Annotated in this window: 15 protein-coding genes; 8 read left to right on the forward strand and 7 right to left on the reverse strand. The window is 57.5% G+C overall.

The window, feature by feature from the left end:
- Positions 1-135 precede the first annotated feature (135 nt).
- Entirely contained in the window at positions 136-2,172 is a 2,037-nt protein-coding gene (locus FGF66_RS06465; protein ID WP_139456860.1) for an NACHT domain-containing protein, read from the reverse strand.
- A gap of 137 nt (positions 2,173-2,309) precedes the next feature.
- Here FGF66_RS06465 and queC point away from each other — a divergent pair, with 137 nt between their 5' ends.
- From queC to FGF66_RS06485, 4 genes are all read left to right on the forward strand, one after another.
- Positions 2,310-2,993, forward strand: a complete 684-nt coding sequence (queC, locus tag FGF66_RS06470; RefSeq protein WP_139456861.1) for a 7-cyano-7-deazaguanine synthase QueC — start codon at positions 2,310-2,312, stop codon at positions 2,991-2,993.
- 30 nt (positions 2,994-3,023) lie between these two features.
- Positions 3,024-3,725: a CPBP family intramembrane glutamic endopeptidase gene (locus FGF66_RS06475; RefSeq protein WP_170181249.1), complete on the forward strand. Its 702-nt coding sequence runs from the start codon at positions 3,024-3,026 to the stop codon at positions 3,723-3,725.
- The gene (gene trpA, locus FGF66_RS06480) at positions 3,722-4,525 is read left to right on the forward strand and encodes a tryptophan synthase subunit alpha (RefSeq protein ID WP_139456862.1); all 804 of its coding nucleotides are present in this window, start codon (positions 3,722-3,724) and stop codon (positions 4,523-4,525) included. Before FGF66_RS06475 ends, trpA begins: the two co-directional genes overlap by 4 nt.
- Positions 4,526-4,681: 156 nt before the next feature.
- Positions 4,682-5,716, forward strand: a complete 1,035-nt coding sequence (locus FGF66_RS06485; RefSeq protein ID WP_139456863.1) for a glycosyltransferase family 2 protein — start codon at positions 4,682-4,684, stop codon at positions 5,714-5,716.
- Here the strand turns inward: FGF66_RS06485 and FGF66_RS06490 are convergent.
- The 5 genes from FGF66_RS06490 to FGF66_RS06510 form a co-directional block, all read right to left on the reverse strand.
- Positions 5,713-6,246, reverse strand: a complete 534-nt coding sequence (locus FGF66_RS06490) for an SRPBCC family protein (RefSeq protein ID WP_170181250.1) — start codon at positions 6,244-6,246, stop codon at positions 5,713-5,715. The genes FGF66_RS06485 and FGF66_RS06490 overlap by 4 nt on opposite strands.
- 108 nt (positions 6,247-6,354) lie before the next feature.
- On the reverse strand, positions 6,355-7,056 hold the full coding sequence (locus tag FGF66_RS06495; RefSeq protein WP_139456864.1) for a haloacid dehalogenase type II: 702 nt from the start codon (positions 7,054-7,056) through the stop codon (positions 6,355-6,357).
- 18 nt (positions 7,057-7,074) lie between these two features.
- On the reverse strand, positions 7,075-8,463 hold the full coding sequence (locus tag FGF66_RS06500; protein WP_139456865.1) for a cation diffusion facilitator family transporter: 1,389 nt from the start codon (positions 8,461-8,463) through the stop codon (positions 7,075-7,077).
- A 118-nt stretch (positions 8,464-8,581) separates the two neighbouring features.
- On the reverse strand, positions 8,582-9,796 hold the full coding sequence (locus tag FGF66_RS06505) for a methionine adenosyltransferase (protein WP_139456866.1): 1,215 nt from the start codon (positions 9,794-9,796) through the stop codon (positions 8,582-8,584).
- Positions 9,797-9,916: 120 nt separating this feature from the next.
- The gene (locus tag FGF66_RS06510; RefSeq protein ID WP_139456867.1) at positions 9,917-11,224 is read right to left on the reverse strand and encodes a hemolysin family protein; all 1,308 of its coding nucleotides are present in this window, start codon (positions 11,222-11,224) and stop codon (positions 9,917-9,919) included.
- A gap of 593 nt (positions 11,225-11,817) precedes the next feature.
- Between FGF66_RS06510 and FGF66_RS06515 the strand changes: the two genes are divergently transcribed.
- The 4 genes from FGF66_RS06515 to bshA all read left to right on the forward strand — a co-directional run bounded on the left by FGF66_RS06515 (position 11,818) and on the right by bshA (position 15,509).
- Entirely contained in the window at positions 11,818-12,912 is a 1,095-nt protein-coding gene (locus FGF66_RS06515) for a DNA cytosine methyltransferase (RefSeq protein ID WP_139456868.1), read from the forward strand.
- Positions 12,912-13,838 carry a DUF4928 family protein gene (locus FGF66_RS06520; RefSeq protein WP_139456869.1) on the forward strand — a complete coding sequence of 309 codons (927 nt, stop codon included), beginning with the start codon at positions 12,912-12,914 and terminating at the stop codon, positions 13,836-13,838. Before FGF66_RS06515 ends, FGF66_RS06520 begins: the two co-directional genes overlap by 1 nt.
- Positions 13,835-14,248, forward strand: coding sequence for a very short patch repair endonuclease (locus FGF66_RS06525; RefSeq protein ID WP_139456870.1), 414 nt, complete (start codon positions 13,835-13,837; stop codon positions 14,246-14,248). Before FGF66_RS06520 ends, FGF66_RS06525 begins: the two co-directional genes overlap by 4 nt.
- 94 nt (positions 14,249-14,342) lie before the next feature.
- On the forward strand, positions 14,343-15,509 hold the full coding sequence (gene bshA / locus FGF66_RS06530; protein WP_139456871.1) for an N-acetyl-alpha-D-glucosaminyl L-malate synthase BshA: 1,167 nt from the start codon (positions 14,343-14,345) through the stop codon (positions 15,507-15,509).
- Between the two features lie 154 nt (positions 15,510-15,663).
- On the opposite strand, the gene mreB is transcribed toward bshA, so the two are convergent.
- Positions 15,664-16,692 carry a rod shape-determining protein gene (mreB, locus tag FGF66_RS06535; protein ID WP_139456872.1) on the reverse strand — a complete coding sequence of 343 codons (1,029 nt, stop codon included), beginning with the start codon at positions 16,690-16,692 and terminating at the stop codon, positions 15,664-15,666.
- Positions 16,693-16,713 lie beyond the last annotated feature (21 nt).

Raw genomic sequence — 16,713 nt, forward strand, 5'->3', positions numbered from 1 at the left:
GCGTCAAGATATGGATATTTCAGTTAAATCGATAGATTTCAATACCTTATGTCAGTACTGACTTTTTAGAGATGCCCTTTAGGTGGCGGTGGAAGGGGGGACGAGGGGAGGCGCGACGCTCGGGCTTGTGGGTGGTCAGGCGGCGGATTCGCTGTCCTCCATAGCCGCGAAGTGCTCCATGATCATGCGATGCACGAAAATGTACCCGCCGCCGACCTTGCGCAGGAAGAGCAAATCCGCCGCATAATCAAGAAACCGCACATACCGCAACGGCGCGAATCCCTCGCTCCAGAGCAGGAAACGCAGCACGTAGTGCTGAATGACAGCATAGCCCCCAAGGAATAGTCCGGAGAAAAGGCCGATGATTATGCCGCCGTTTAGACCAACGACAAGTCCATCTCTAAGCCTGAAGGCCAGTCCGTAGAGCATCCCAAAGAAAACAGCACAGAATAGTGCGATAATAATCCCTGATAATACAGCATACCTAAAAGATCGATGTACGCCTTGGTTCGTTTCAGTTTGTTTATCTATCTCAGGATAAACGAAGGTGTTTACAAACATTAGTCTAAAAAAAAGCACAACTGCCATTCCGGTGAGCCAGCCAATTATCATGACAAATAGTCCTCGTGTTATTCCGATGACCAGCCCGAGGAGAAGTGAGTAAATTGGCCACACGACAAGCCAGCCGACAACAAGCCAGTCGATCTTATTTCCGATTGTGAGTCGGATGCAAGATGATAATTTGATCCATCGTTTTAAATCAAAATTGCCTACGGCAAGTTTAATATGATTTGATAGCTGCTCTGTACTGAGTCCACCGCTCAGACCAAAGACCAGTCCTGCACTCAACCCAAAAAACAGCCTAGTAGCCAACCATCCCACCAGTCCGCCTACCAGCGCTGAAGCTGTCAAGCTTAAAACCTTAAACTGAATTCGATGCTTGTTTGGCAACAGTTCAGGCTGGAGCTGTTCGATATAGAAAACAGTTTGTTCTCGCTGTTTCATGGCATTAGCTAAACGGGAAATCCATTTTTTTGTTTGTTCTGGTTTGTAAGGCACTGACGGTTTGCGCCTTTTGAACATGGCTGCGATATAGCTATCGAACAGTTTATCGCGCCGGTTTTCGATGTTTCCGTCTTCAAGTGATGTTGCTGCATCTGCATTGTTGTAAAATGCAAGCTGCATGATGCTGAGCATCAGGGGATTGTCGAGAAGCTCCAGTAGCGTTTTATCCTCTCTTACCAGTTTGCGTACCGGTTCAAGTGAATCGCCAGCTTCAGCGAGGTAGCGATCAACCTGTTCTGGCGTCAGCGGCTGGACGGTGACGGCGTGTTGCAGCTTGAGCTTTGAGGTGAGCGTCTCATAATCGGCGATGCGGCTGCAAATGGCGATTGGCAGCAATCCGTTGTTTTCACGATAAGCGTTGATTGCTTCGACGCAGGCGTTACGATGCTCCTTTGCCACTTCGTCCAGTCCGTCGAGCAGCGGCAAAATGGCTTCGTTCTCGATCCAGAATCGCGCGATTTTTTCTGGCACGTCGTATCGCTTGCGGAGTTCATCGATGAGCCAGTCGGCAATAGGCGGACGTTGCAATGCCCATGATGAGAGGTTGAAAATGATCGGAATCGGAAGTGAGCTTTCGTTTTCGGCTCTCTCGATGAGGTCTCTCGCCAGTTCGAGGAGCAGCGTGGTTTTACCCGCGCCCGGCGCGCCGAGGATGAGCAGGGTTTTGTCGAACCGGTCGAACAGCTCGATCATTGGCGTTCCGGCGCGTATCGGCTCGGATTGGCGACCCGCCCGTTCGACGACGAGGTTCCATGAATGCTCCACCATCTCCGGCGACTCTTTGTAACCGAGTTCGAGTCGCGCAATACGGTAGAGCGATTGTTCGAGAACGCCCTCGACCCACATATGGCGCACTTTTTCCAGCATCCGCTGACGGTTGCGCTTCAGCAAATCAGCGTTGGCTTTCGGATCGAGCGGCGTCGGTTGTTGCTTGGTTCTTCGTGACCGGAAGAAAAGCCAAATGAAGATTCCAGCGATAACTGGAATAATCGTGGCGAGATTCGCCAGTGCGCCGGTGATGTCTTTTCCTTTTTCCGACAACAGCCACTCCCAGCTTGCGGCAAGCCAGTGCCAAAGCGTTGTCAGAAAAGTCGTTATCGCGTCCATTCCGGTTCAGGGGTTCAGTTACTGAAAAGTAACGCTTCTCTGTAGAGCTGGCAATTCCGGCAGTCCGCCTTTTTTATTTATCTCCTCAATTCCGTACACTTAACATCAATCTTTAATCGTTATTTCGACCTGAATTTATGAAGGCAGTACTTTTGGTCAGCGGCGGGATGGACAGCCTCGTTGCTACCGCGCTGGCGCATCGCGAGGGGTTCGAGCTGGCGGCGATGCATGTCAATTACGGGCAGCGGACGTGGACGAAGGAGCTTGAGTGTTTCCGGCAGATTTGCGACCATTACGGTATCGCCGACCGGCTGGAGGTCGATGCGATGTTTCTCAGTACCATCGGCGGTTCGTCGCTGACCGACGCGAAGATTCCCGTCGGCCCCGCAGACCTCGCAGGCACTGAAATTCCCACCAGTTACGTGCCGTTCCGCAACGCCAATTTCCTCTCGATGGCCGTGAGCTGGTCGGAGGTGATCGGCGCAAATCGCATCTACATCGGCGCGGTCGAGGAGGACTCATCGGGCTATCCCGATTGCCGCAAAATCTTTTACGACGCCTTCAACCAGGTGATCGACCTCGGCACACGGCCCGAAACCCGCATCGAAATCGTGACGCCGCTCATCGCCATGAGCAAGGCGGAGATCGTCAAAAAAGGGATGGAACTCGATGCGCCGTTTCACTTTAGCTGGTCGTGCTACAAAAGCGAGGGCAAGGCGTGCGGCGTGTGCGACAGTTGCGCCCGGCGTTTGCGCGCCTTTGCGTCCGCCGGAATGGACGATCCGGTCGAGTATGAAGTGCGGCCCAACTATTTGCAGTAATTATCGAAACCAAGAAATTCCTGAACAATCATGGAAAATGTAAACGCGATTGCTTCCGGTTCCTCGTCGCTCAATGAGCGTCTCAAACTCGCCTTCGGCCTGACGGCGCTTATCTGGATTACCGGCCTCGTCGGTCATTTCACGCCGCTGCAAGAGTGGCCCGCGCTGGCGCTCTACGTTGTTGGCGGCATCGGCGTCGTCATCTGGCGCGGCACGAGCAAGCGCGAGTGGGCGGAGATGTACCTGGCAGGCGGGGATCGCGCCAAGTCGCTCAAATGGGGCGGCATCGCGGGCGGCATCCTCTTCGTGATGGATATCGTCAACACCGTGATTTACTACTCGAAGGGTGCGCCGCCGATGACCGACATGCTCGGCATTCTGGTCAACATGAACTTCCTCTTCCTTTTTCCGATTCTCGTGCTGGCCGAGGAGTTCCTGTGGCGCGGGCTGATGCTCTCGTCGATGGTCGAGAAGGGCTTCAATCCACACCTGAGCGTCTTCGTCACCGCGATGTGCTACGTGCTGAACCACTACGCCGTCGCGCCGGTCGGCATGTACGAGCGTGGATTGATGGCGATGATGGCTTTTCCGATTGGCATTCTCGGCGGTTATATTACGCTCAAATCGAAAAATGTCTGGGGAAGCGTGCTGGTGCACATGATCACCATGTTCTCCATGGTGCTTGATATTTTCGTCATCCCCAATCTGGTGCCCTCACTATTTCATCTATGAAAGAGAACAGAATTACCCGGCTGGTGAAGCAGGACAAGAAGCTGCTCATCGCCTACTATATGCCTGAATTTCCCGTGCCGGGCGCGACCTTGCCCGTGCTCGAAGCGTTGCAGGAGAGCGGGGCCGACCTCATCGAACTCGGTATGCCGTATTCCGATCCGATTGGCGACGGGCCGGTCATCCAGGACGCGGCGCACAAGGCGATCAGCCACGGCGTGCATGTCGGCAGCATCTTCGAGATGGTCAGAAAAGCGCGTAACGGCGAGGGGTGCAAAAAGATCACCACGCCGATTTTACTCATGGGTTACAGCAATCCGCTCATCGCCTACGGCGGCGACTGCTTCATGGACGACGCGGTGCGGGCGGGCGTCGATGGCCTCTTGATTCCCGACCTGCCGCCGGAGGAGTCGGAGGATTTCCTCGAACGCGCCAAGCACTTCGGCCTTTCGGTGATCTACCTCATTTCGCCGGTCACGCCGCCCGAAAGGATCGAGCTCATCGACAGCATGTCCACCGACTTCTCCTACTGCATCGCGGTCAACGCCACCACCGGCACGGGCAAGCTCGACGCCGCCGGGATGGACGAGAAGATCGCCGAGTACCTGAAGCGCGTTCGTCAGCATGCGAAGAAGAAGTTTGTCGTCGGCTTCGGCATCAAGGATCGCGAGCGCGTGCTCAAGATGTGGGAGCTGTCCGACGGCGCGGTGGTCGGCTCCGCGCTACTGCAACACGTGGCCACGGCGACCACGCCGGAAGAAACCGCCGCAATGGCCGCCGATTTCTGGAAGTCTTTGCGGTGAACCGCGCGGAGGGATTTCGGTTGTCGGGAGATTTGTCGGTGTCGTCATTAAAGGGCAGCCGCAAGGGCTGCCCCTACAGAACAGAATGATGCAGGATCATCCATTGTGCCGTTTTTTTGACATAACCCCGCGTCTGTCCATTCCAATTACCTGATCATGCAAGCATCGGGCAAAACCGCTCCGGCGGTGACGGTCATCATTCCGCATCTCAGGAATCGCCCGATGCTCGACGCCTGCCTCGACGCCCTTCGCCAAACTACCTTCCGTGACTTTTCCGTCATCGTCGTCGATAACGGCGGCGAGGCTTCCGACCTCACCGGCCTCGAATCACGCTATCCCGACACCACCGTCCTTCGCCTGCCTGCCAATGCCGGATATGCTGGCGGGTGCAATGCCGGACTTCGACAGGCATTGTCGTCCTATGTGGTTTTTCTGAATGACGATACCGTCGTCGAGCCGGAGTGGCTGGGCAGTCTCGTCGCTGCCGCCGAAAGCGATCCGATGATCGGCGCGTTGCAGCCGAAGATTCTGTCGCTGCCGGAGCGGCGGCAGGGGAGGCGGGTGTTCGACTACGCCGGAGCGGCGGGAGGTCTCATCGACCGCCTCGGATTTCCGTACTGCCTCGGCAGGAGCTTCGGCGGTCGGGAGGAGGACGCCGGGCAGTATGACGAGCCGCGCGACATCTTCTGGGCGTCGGGCGTGGCGCTCTTCGCCCGGCGCGAGGCGGTTGAGCGGCTCGGCGGCTTCGAGGAGAGCTTTTTCATGCACATGGAGGAGATCGATCTCTGCTGGCGCATGTCGCTGGCGGGCTACCGGGTGCGCTCCGCGCCGCAGTCGGTGGTCTGGCACAAGGGCGGCGCGTCGCTCGCGGAGGGTTCGCCACTGAAGGTCTATTACAACCACCGCAACGCCCTGCTCACGCTGCTGCGCAACCGGAGCGCCGCGCCGCTCATCGCGCTGCTGCCGCTGCGCCTCGCGCTCGAAGCGGCGGCGATGCTCTACTATCTCGCGGGCGGAAAAGAGGGAATGGCGCGAGCCGCGCAGGTGGCGCGGGCGTTCCTCGATGTGCTGCGGCGGTTGCCGGAAACGCTCCGGCAGCGGCGGGGAATCCAGCGCACGAGAACGGTCGGCGACCGGGAGCTTTTCCACGATGCGCCGCTGTCGATCTTCCTGCCGCGCCGTCCGGATTAGTCTTTGGCTCGCGCCTCGCAGTAGCTTCTGACCGCCCTGAGGATGGTCGGCAAATCCTGGCTCTGCACGAAGCTCACCAGGAACTGCGGCGCGAAAAAGTCCGGCTTGATCTCCGCCTTGTAGGTCAGCAGCGTTGCGTGGCCGTTTTTGCCATCGACCGCTTCGAGCTGCCACTCGCCTTCATAGACCTGAAAATCCCCGCCGATCTGCGAAAACCAGAGGTGCTCCGGAAAAACCTCCTCGACCTTGAGGGTGAAGTTCACCGTTCTCTCGAAAATGAAAATGCCCGACTTGCCCGACTGCGCGATGATCCTCGTGTGATTGTTCGACTCCAGCAACCGGCTCGACACCACCTTGGGCATCGTTTCGTGAAGGTGGTCGTAATCGGTGAGCATTCGCCACACCACCGGCGGTTCGGCCTCTATGAGCACACAGCCGTTCGCGCCGATGACCCCATCCGGCAGCCAGTCGAGATCGATGAGAATCTCGCCCTGCATGATCCGCGCACGTTTTTCCGGAGTGAGTGTCATGGCTGAACAGGTTTGGTTGCGACGCCGTTTCTTTCAATGTAGGTCACGCATCTTTCAGCCGCAACGATTTGGCAATATTGTGCCTGCTCGCTCCGGAGCGGGGAGGACTTATTCGTGCTGCCGGGCCGTTCGTGCAGCATCGGCCACCTGCGCCAGACCGCTGACGGTGGCGGTGGGCCGGAACTCCCACGGATCGAAAACCGCGTCACCGGATCGCCGCACCCAGAGCGCATTCATGCCAACGGCCCGCGCTCCGGTGACATCGAAAGGATTCGACGAGACGAGCCAGGTGTGTTCCGGCTGGCTTTCCGCCCGGTGCATGAAGTGGCGATAAACCTCCGGATCGGGCTTGAACGACCGGACTTCATCGACGCTGACAATATCGAGAAAGAACTCCCGGATTCCCGCATGATCGAGCAGCGATTCGACATCCGAAGCCAGTCCGTTCGAGAAGGCAAACAACCTGAATCCCGCCTCACGGGCGCGTTCGAGGCCGTTCGCGACATCCGGAAAAGCCGGAAGTCGGCGATACATGTCGAGCAGCTCCCGGCGCTGGGTTGCGGAAATCACGATCTGAAACGATGCGCAAGCGAACTCTAGCGCCTGCGCGGTACATTCCGGGAACGGGCAATATCGCCGCATCAACGCCCGCCGGAACGAATATTCAAGCTGCTTCTGTCGCCACAGTATCGACAGCGCCTCCGCCCGTTCGCCCGCAAAAGCTTCGAGCATTGAGATCAGGCCGTGCGTGTTGATCAAGGTGCCGTAAACGTCGAAAGCGAGGGTTTGGGGTTGGGAGGAAATTGTCATGGTGGTGAACATTTGTTCTCAATCCACCGCGTTCACCGGTTCGGCGTGGACGATGATTCTTGAGGTTTCGGGAATGTCTCGGTAGATCAGGCTTTCGAGGCGGCTGGTGAGGGGGTGGACGTCGGCGAGGACGGTGTTGTCGTCGAAGCCGCAATGCAGCGTGATGCAGAGTTTGTTGTGGCTCGATACGTGGATTTTCAAGGCATGCACGTCGCGGATGCCGGCAATCGTGCTGGCCGCCTGGCGGATGATGGCGGTGATCCGCGCTTCGTTTTCGGGGTCGGCGGGACGTGCGTTGCGCTCCTCGCTGTTGAGCGGGTCGAGGTGGATGCAGAGGTCGATCTCTTCGTTGAATTCGCGGTGCAGCTCCTCTTCGAGTTCGGTCACGGCGTCGTGCGCCTCGCGGATCGTCAGGCGGCTGTCAACCTCGACGTCGAAGGTGATCTGTTTGTGCTCGCCCGCAAGCGACGCGAGAATGTTGTGCGCGTGAAGGCCGTGGTTCAGGCCGACGGCGTGAATCCGCTCGGTGACGGTTTCGCTGTCGAGCACGACCGGCCTCGCGTTGACCGTAATGTCGCTGTCGGGAAGCTCCGCTTTCAGCCGCTCTTCGACTCCGGCGCAGATGGCCAGAACCTTCTCCTGCGGCAGGGTGCGGCTGACCGAAATGGTGAGGTCGATGAAGACGAACGGCCCGGCAGGCTTGATCCTCATTTTGTGGATGCTGATAACACCCGGCGCGTTCATGACGATCTCTTCGATCTGTTCGGAGAGTCCCTCCGGCGCGGCGTCCACCAGCACATCGAAGGTTTTGCGGCCCAGCTCCCACGCGGCTCTCGCGACCAGCACTGCCACGAACATACCTGCGACGGCGTCCGCCCATTGAAGGCCGAGCGCGACGAATCCCAGCCCCGCCAGCACCACCGCCGAGGAGACGATGTCGGAGGTAAAGTGCAGCGCATCGGCTTCGAGCGCCTGGCTTTTGGTCTCCTTCGCCACTTTTTTCAAGGCGGTCGCCCTCGAAATATCGACCACAATCGACACCACGATCACCGCGATGGCGTACCATGTCACTTCGATCTCCGCCGTGCCGGAGATGAGCCGCTCGACGGCGGCATAGACGATCCAGCAGGAGGTGAGCAGCAGCAGGCCGGTTTCGATGAGTGCGCTGACGCTCTCGATTTTGGTGTGGCCGTAGTGGTGTTTTTTATCCGCCGGTTTGTCGCTGATCCGGACGGCGAACCAGGTCAGCGCCGCCGCGCCGAAATCCATCGTCGAGTGCGCGGCCTCGGAGAGAATGCCGATGCTGCCGGTCATGAGGCCGACCACCAGTTTCATGATGGTCAAGAGCAAGCTCGCCACAACCGAACTGAGGGCGACATTCTGCTTTTTCTGTTCGTGGCTGCTCATCGGGTTAACGGGTGGAATTCCGGCTGATGGTGAAGGTTGCAAGCTGACCGAACATAACGATTTGCCGGATAACAGCCATGAGCGTTTGAGGCGATTTTTCTCTGGCGCGAGACGCGGTTCAGCACACCCGGTACTGACCGTCGGCCAGCTTCTGGCAGAAGATTTCGATCCCTTCGAGTTCGCCGTCGATGATACTGGTGGCGTGTCTGCTGATCTCCGCCATCTCAGCTCCCGGTTCGGGCGTGAGCCGGGCCGAGGCGATGAGCGGTTGATCGACCCGGCGACCGATCTGGCTGCACAGGAACACCGCAACCTCCCGCACTCCGGCGACTTCGCGATGGATTCTGGCGGCGATCTCGTGGCTCAGGACGTTGTAGATTTTGCCGACGTGGTTCACCGGATTTTTTCCGGCGGCGGCTTCGGTGGTCTGCGGTCGGCCAAAAGCGATGAGGCCGTTGACCCGGTTGCCGCGCCCCACCTGCCCGCCGTCGGCGCCTTCCGCCGAGGTGCCGAGCACCGTGAGGTAGAGGCCATCCTCGCCGCGCGATGGATCGTCGAGGGTGTTGATGTCGATTTCCAGCGAGTCGAACGCGCAGTTCTGGCTTTCGACGAAGGCCAGAAGCTCATCGCGCAGGGCGGCTTTCCGTTCGAAATAGTGCTGCGCATTCGGAATGAAACGATCCACAAAGGCAATCGCTACCGTCAGTTGCAGCTTCCGTCCATTGCGGCAGCCCATGATTTTGATGTCCTCGCCAGCTTCGGGGAATCGCGCTTTCAGGCCGGGGGAGTTGAGGAGCTGCTCGGTGGCGAGCACGATGCGCTCGGTGTCGCTGAAGGGCGCGTAGCCCACGCCGACCGAGGTGTCATTCGCGCCGATCACCTTGCGGGCGAAGGCATCGGTCAGCTCCGGCGAACCGGGCTTGATCTCGTTCTGGAAGAGCAGGTGTTCGTCGGGATCGACGAAGCGCAGGTTCTCGCGGATCCAGCGCTTCGCGGCGGCTTCGGCGATTTCGCCCACCGGCACGAGCTGGCCGTTGCAGGAGTAGGTGGCGCGGTCGCCGAAGATCAGCTTCATCGGTTCGAGGATCATGCCGCCGCCGGTTTTCGGCAGGCTCCGCCCCGCCACGAGCAGCCCCTTGTCGATGTTGTGGTGGCAGATGTGGCTGAACCTGCTTTGGTACTCGCGGCACAGGTCGATGCAGACCGCCTCCATGATCGAGTCGCAAATCGTGTCGGGGTGGCCGATGCCCTTGCGCTCGACCAGCTCGAACGGCTGCTCCTCCATCGGAGCGGCGTCGCTCCGCTCAACCGTGATGTTTCGTGGAATGCTCATGCCTGACCTCCTCGACCATTCGTGCGCGTTGTGCTTGCTCTAACAAAGTTCTCTCATACGTAAAATGTACGGATAACCTTTCAGCAAGGCAACTCCCCGGATCGTCGCCGCTCAGTTTCCCTATTTTGGCGCTTCGTCGGCCTGATCGTCGATTCTGGTGGCGAGCACCTTGTCGATGCGTTTGCTGTCCATGTCCACCACTTCGAGGCGCCAGCTCTCCCAGAAGGTGATGTCACCGGTTTGCGGCAGGCGTCCGAGCAGCCACATCATCATGCCGCTGAGCGTGTGGTAAACCCCCTTCTCCTCTTCTGGCACCGAGCGAAAATCGAGCGTGTCTTTCAGCTCCGGCACGGGAATCAGGCCATCGAGCAGCCACGAGCCATCCTCGCGCTGCACGGCCCACGAATCTTCGAGGTTGCGCGGCACGAACTCGCCAGTGACCGCTTCGAGCATGTCCTGCAAGGTGACGAGGCCCTGGATTTCGCCGTACTCATCGACGACGAACACCATCTGCGTTCCGGAGGTACGGAAGTGGTCGAGCAGCTCCATGCCGGTCAGCGTTTCGGGCACATAGACGCAGGGCTGGAGGTTGTCGGCCAGGCTGGTGACGCCGCCCTTGATGGTCTGCGCGAGCAACTGCTTGGCATTGACCACGCCGAGCAGCGACTGCAAACCATTGTGGCAGACCGGGAAGCGCGAATGCTCCGACTCGCCGACGCGCTGCATGTTTTCTTCGAGCGGCAGGGTGGTGTCCAGATAGACGATGTCCGCGCGCGGCACCATGAGCGAGCCGAGTTGCCGGTCGTCGAGGCGGAAGACGTTGCGCACCATTTCGTGCTCCTGCTGCTCGATGATGCCCGCCACGGAGCCCTCTTCGAGCATGGCGTGAATCTCCTCCTCGGTGACGCTTGGCTGGGTCTGCCCGTGCTTGCCCATCAGGCGCAACAGCGCGTCGGTCGATGCCGAGAGCAGGCGCACGAACGGGCGCGTCGCGGTGGCGAGAATCTGCATCGGGCGGGCGACGATGCGGGCGACCCCCTCCGGGTCGCCCTGGCCGAGCCGCTTGGGCACCAGCTCGCCGATGACGATGGTGATGTAGGTAATGACGATCACGACGAGCGCGGTCGAAACGATGTGGCTCGTTTCCGGACTCATGCCGTACGACTCGAATATGGCTGACAATGGCGGCGTGAACGATGCTTCGCCGATGATGCCGTTGAGCACACCGATTATGGTGAGGCCGATCTGCACGGTCGACAGAAAGCGCGTCGGCTCGTGGCCGAGCTTGATGGCCGCCGCCGCCGCCTTGTCGCCATCCTCGGCCAGCTTTGCGAGGCGCGAGCGCTTGGCGGTAATCAGCGCCATCTCCGACATGGCGAACAGACCGTTCAGGAGAATGAGAAGAAAAAAGAGAAAAAGGATTTCCATGGATTCGGGTTAGGTGCAAGAACTGTATCCGCTTTGTGAGCGAAATACTTGTAGCGCATAATACGCTAAAGGCGGGATATTGTAAAGCAGCGGTTTGGCAGGGCGGATTGGCGGTGCCGGAGAGAGGAAATTTGTTGCCTGCGCCCGGTAATTGATTGTCTCAGCCTTCGGGATAAAAGCAGGGGAAAAAAGAAGCTCCCCCGAAGATTCAAGAAAAGGAAGGGGCCTGATCTCGAAACACGACAACGAAGGAGCCGTAAAAAAATAAGGACTCAATGTAAGCAAAAAATCGTTGTATAAAAAGCGTTTTTGACGTATGGCGAAATGTTTATGACTTCTGAAATGGCCAGATACGCGCAACTGCATGTTTGACTGACACCTACAGGATCAAGCTCGCTTGACTGATTCTGCTCGTCCTGTAGCGTTGCCATGCGTGAAGATGGCTTTTTGCTGATGGATTGGTAGATTGCAACATGGTTTTCCATAAGGCTCAAGCTCTGGAGTCAAGCGCTTAACAAGAAAATCTATGAATTGCGTTAACGCATTGTATTCTTTCGGAATAGAATAATAATCGAGATTGGAAAATTGTGGTGATGAACAGAAGAGAGAACAAGCCCACCTGTCTGGATTTTTTTGCTGGTAGCGGTCTTGTCGCTGAAGGACTGAAAGACTTTTTTCAAACCGTCTGGGCCAATGACATCTGTGAAAAAAAAGCCAGGGTTTTTTGTGCCAACCACGATGCCAGACTTTTTCATCTCGGTTCCATTGAAGATGTGAAGGGTGGTGATTTACCTCAGGCATTGTTGTCATGGGGGAGTTTTCCATGCCAGGACCTTTCATTGGCCGGAAACATGGGGGGCCTTTCCAGCTCCCGAAGCGGACTGGTTTGGCAATGGCTCCGTGTAATGGATGAGCTGCCTGAACGACCGCCGCTGGCCGTTGCGGAAAATGTAGTCGGGTTGGTGTCCGCAGCGCAGGGGGAGCATTACCGGAAACTTCACCATGCCTTGGCAGAAAGAGGTTACAGAGTCGGCGCTGTTGTGATTGATGCTGTTCATTGGGTGCCGCAGTCAAGAAAGCGTGTTTTTGTCATCGCTGTAGATGCCGGAATTCCGATTGGCCAATTTGAAACGGATCAGCCTGTCTGGTGCCATCCCGTCTCAATCGTTCGTGCGTCGGAAGGATTGCGTGACTGGGTATGGTGGGATCTGCCCAAGCCGTCGGTGAGAAAAAAGCAGCTCAATGAGTTGATAGAGTTTTCCGCCCCTTGTCATGAGCCTGAAAAACAGCAGCGTCTGCTTCAGTTGGTTCCCGAAAAGCATCGTGAGAAAATGACCATCGAAGCCAATAATGGCCGAATTGTTTTTCCAGGCTACAAACGCATACGCCATGGTCGCCAGGTTTTGGAATTGCGTTTTGATGGCGTCGCCGGATGTCTCCGGACACCCGAAGGCGGCAGTAGTCGCCAATTTCTGGTCATAAAGAATAACGGTTCATATAAAACCCGGCTTCTTACCGTCAATGAAGCCGCCGCGCTGATGGGCGCTCCGAAGAGTTACAAATTACCCGGCACGTATAATGAAGGATACAAAGCGATGGGCGACGCTGTCGCTGTGCCTGTAGCTCGTTACCTTGCGGAGAATTTGCTTTCTCCGCTTGCCGAACTGATAATGAAAAGAGGTTTCTGATGTCCCTTGAAGAAAAACTCATGGAATTTGCCCATAAGAATCGCATGAGGGGCAAAGGGCCGCTTTGTGTCGCCTTGGTTGTAAGTCGCCATGGGAAAAAACTTGGAATGCCATTAGACCCGGAATCCCTGCTCACTGACGGCGGCGGACAGGTCATGGGCCTCGGAAAATCAGCGGTGCAATCTATTCTGAAAGAGCACGGCATTGACCGCGTACTTGCCGAAGAGGGTGGGCGAACCAGCAGAGGCAGCGTGGGAAATATGCGGAAGTATGTCGCTTTTCTGAATGGGCTTCATGCTTCAGGCCCCATCAATTTCGACCAGATGGAGGATTGGTGGATTGAACGGGTGCGGGAGTTTTTTTCTGGCAAGCCCTTCGTGTTCCGGTTTGACGCCTCCAAATCTCTTCGCGCCGTGATAAGGGACTTGCTGTTTCAAGCCGAAAAACGACAAGCGCAGTCTCATGGTTCGACTGTTGTCGGAACCATGCTTCAACATCTGGTTGGCGCGAAACTGAACCTTTTGCTTGATTCGCCGCTCCGCCATCATGGTGCGAACGTCGCTGATAACGTATCAGGTCGTGAAGGTGACTTTATCGTCGAGGATGTCGCTATTCACGTTACTACATCTCCTTCCGAAGCGCTTATTCGAAAATGTCGGAGAAATCTCGATAACGGAATGAAGCCTGTTATTATCACCACAGATCGAGGCGCGGTGTTGGCTGAAGGGCTGGCCGAGCAGGCTGGCATGGCTGACCGGCTCGATGTTTTCGAAGCCGAGCAGTTTATAGCAGGCAATTTGTATGAAATTGGCAAATTCGCCCAGATTGGCCGCCGAAACACAGCGGAGCAGCTTATTGCCGAGTATAACGCCATAGTCGATGAATGCGAAACCGATCCGGGTTTAAGAATTGATGTCGCTCAATGACTGATATTTTCCCGAACGAGAAACGAAGCTGGATCATGAGCAGGGTTCGAGGAAAAAACACCTCGCCCGAAATCAAGATTCGTTCGCTCGTTCACGGTCTCGGATTTCGTTTTCGGCTTCACCGCAAAGACCTTCCCGGAAAACCTGATCTGGTTTTTCCATCTCGCAAGAAAATCATTTTTGTGCATGGCTGTTTCTGGCATGGGCACGACTGCGTTAGAGGGCGTCGAGTACCCAAAACGAATTCAGTCTATTGGGTTGAGAAAATCCACAGGAACATTGACAGAGATGCGAAACATCAATCCGAACTTCAAACATTGGGCTGGGATGTCTTGGTGATTTGGGAATGTGAAATGAGAACCCCGGAAATTCTTTCAAGAAAAATCTTGCTTTTTCTACAAGAAAAATGACAGCGCAAACCGTCAAACCCCGCCTCCTCCAACTCTCCTCCGATTTTCGTACTTTTGGAGCATAGCATGTTGATCCAACTCGTTTTACAACATCATGAAAATCGGGATTTCCTGTCATCATACTTACGGTGGAAGCGGGGCTATTGCCACTGAGCTGGGGAAGGCGCTGGCCTTGAAGGGGCATACGGTGCACTTTTTCAGTCAGGCGGCTCCGTTTCGGCTTGGGCTTTATTCGCGCAACATCCATTGCCACGAGATCGAGGCGATGAACTATCCGCTCTTCGAGACGCCGTACCACTCGCTGGCGCTGGCGTCCAAAATCGCCGAAGTGGCGTATTACGAGGAGCTTGATGTAGTCCACGCGCACTACGCCATTCCGCACGCCATCAGCGCCATGCTCGCCCGGCAGATGCTCGAAGAGAAGTGCCCTGCTTCGGAGTGCTTCCGGATCGTTACGACGCTCCATGGCACCGACATCACCATCGTCGGCGCTGACCGGAGCATGAGCGACGCCGTGCGGCTCGCCATCAACAAGTCCGACGGCGTGACGGCGGTGTCGGGCTATCTGCGCGACGAGACCATCCGCATGTTCACGCCTCGCAAGCCCATTGAAGTGATTTACAACTTCGTCGATACCACCGTGTTCAAACGCCTGCCCGGACGGCGGGATTTGCTTGGGCTGGACGGCGGCAAGGTGGTGATTCACATCTCCAACTTCCGCCCCGTCAAGCGCATCATGGATGTGCTGGCGATCTTCGAGCGCGTTCAGCGCGAGATCGATGCTACGCTGCTGCTGGTCGGTGACGGGCCGGATCGCGGCGAGGCGGAGACCTGGGTGCGGCAGCAAGGCATCGGCGGCAAGGTGCGCTTTCTCGGCAAGCTCGACGACATCGTGCCGCTGCTCTCCATCGCCGACCTGATGCTCATGCCGAGCAATGTCGAGTCATTCGGCCTGGCGGCGCTCGAAGCGATGGCCTGCGGCGTGCCGGTGGTCGTGACCGACGCGGGTGGATTTCCGGAGTTCGTGCGGCAGGGGGTGGACGGCTTCCGCCATGCGCACGGCGACATCGAGGGGATGAGCCGCAGCGCGCTCTCGATTTTGCAGGACGAAGCGGTGTGGCAGCGCTTTTCGGAGGCCGCAGTATCCCAGGCAGGGCGGTTCGAGACCGCCCTGAAGGTGGAAGAGTACGAAGCGTTTTACCGCAGGCTCATCGACGAGGCCCGCCAAAGGGCGGCGTCAGACAAGACTCACAACAAATAAGCTGAACCTGCATCGGCCTTGTCATTCTGAACGAAGTGAGGAATCCAACTTGTTACAGAAAAAATAGTTATGGATTCTTCGCCCCGACGGGTCGGGACTCAGAATGACAGGGAGAGCAGGCCGGTCAGCCCGCCCGCCAACAAGCAAATTCCTCTCAGTAGCGCTTGGTCGAGATCAGCACCGAGCGGTACTTCTCCAGATCTTCGAGCACCGCGCCGGTGCCGCGCGCGACGGCGGTCAGCGGGTCTTCGCTGATGTGCACCATCAGCTTGGTCTCCTCGTTGATCTTTTTGTCCAGTCCCTTGATCAAAGCGCCGCCGCCCGCCAGGAAGAGGCCGCGGTCGAGGATGTCCGCCGAAAGCTCCGGCTTGGTGACTTCGAGGCTCTTCTTGACCGAGGTGATGATCTGGCTGATCGGGGTGGCGATCGCCTCGCGGATGGTGGCGGAGTTGATTTCGCGCTCCTCCGGCAGGGCGGTGACGAGGTTGCGGCCACGGACGTTCATGGTCAGCTCCTTGTCGAGCTTGTAGGCCGAGGCGATCCTGATCTTCACCTCTTCGGCGGTGCGCTCGCCGATAGCGAGGTTGTAGGCCTTGCGGAAGTGACGAATGATGGCGTTGGTGATGTCGGTGCCCGCCACGCGCAGCGATTCGCCGGAAGCGATGCCGCCGAGCGAGATCACCGCGATTTCGGTGGTGCCGCCGCCGATGTCAACGATCATGTTGCCCATCGGCTCCTTGACGTCGATGCCGATGCCGATGGCGGCGGCCATCGGTTCGGCCACGAGATAGACCTCCTTGGCGCCGACGTGCTCCGCCGAGTCGCGCACGGCCCGTTTTTCCACCTCCGTGATGCCCGACGGGATGCCGATCACCATGCGGCGGATGCCGAGCGAGAACTGTTTCTTGGTTTTGTTGATGAGGCCGCGGATCAGCTCCTCGGTCGCCTCGTAGTCGGCGATGACGCCGTTGGCCAGCGGCTTGATGGTGACGATGCCAGGGTGCGTCTTTTCGTGCATCAGGAGCGCGTCCTGACCGATGGCGACGACTTTGCCTGTATTGCGGTCGCGGGCGACGATGGATGGCTCGTTGAGCACGACGCCCTTGTTGCGGATGAAAATGAGAGTGTTGGCTGTTCCGAGATCGATGGCGATGTCTTTGAACAGGTTACCGAAAAAGCTCATGATGCGTAAGTATCTTGGTAT

It is taken from the genome of Chlorobaculum thiosulfatiphilum (assembly GCF_006265165.1).
GTDB classification, from domain to species: Bacteria; Bacteroidota; Chlorobiia; order Chlorobiales; family Chlorobiaceae; genus Chlorobaculum; species Chlorobaculum thiosulfatiphilum.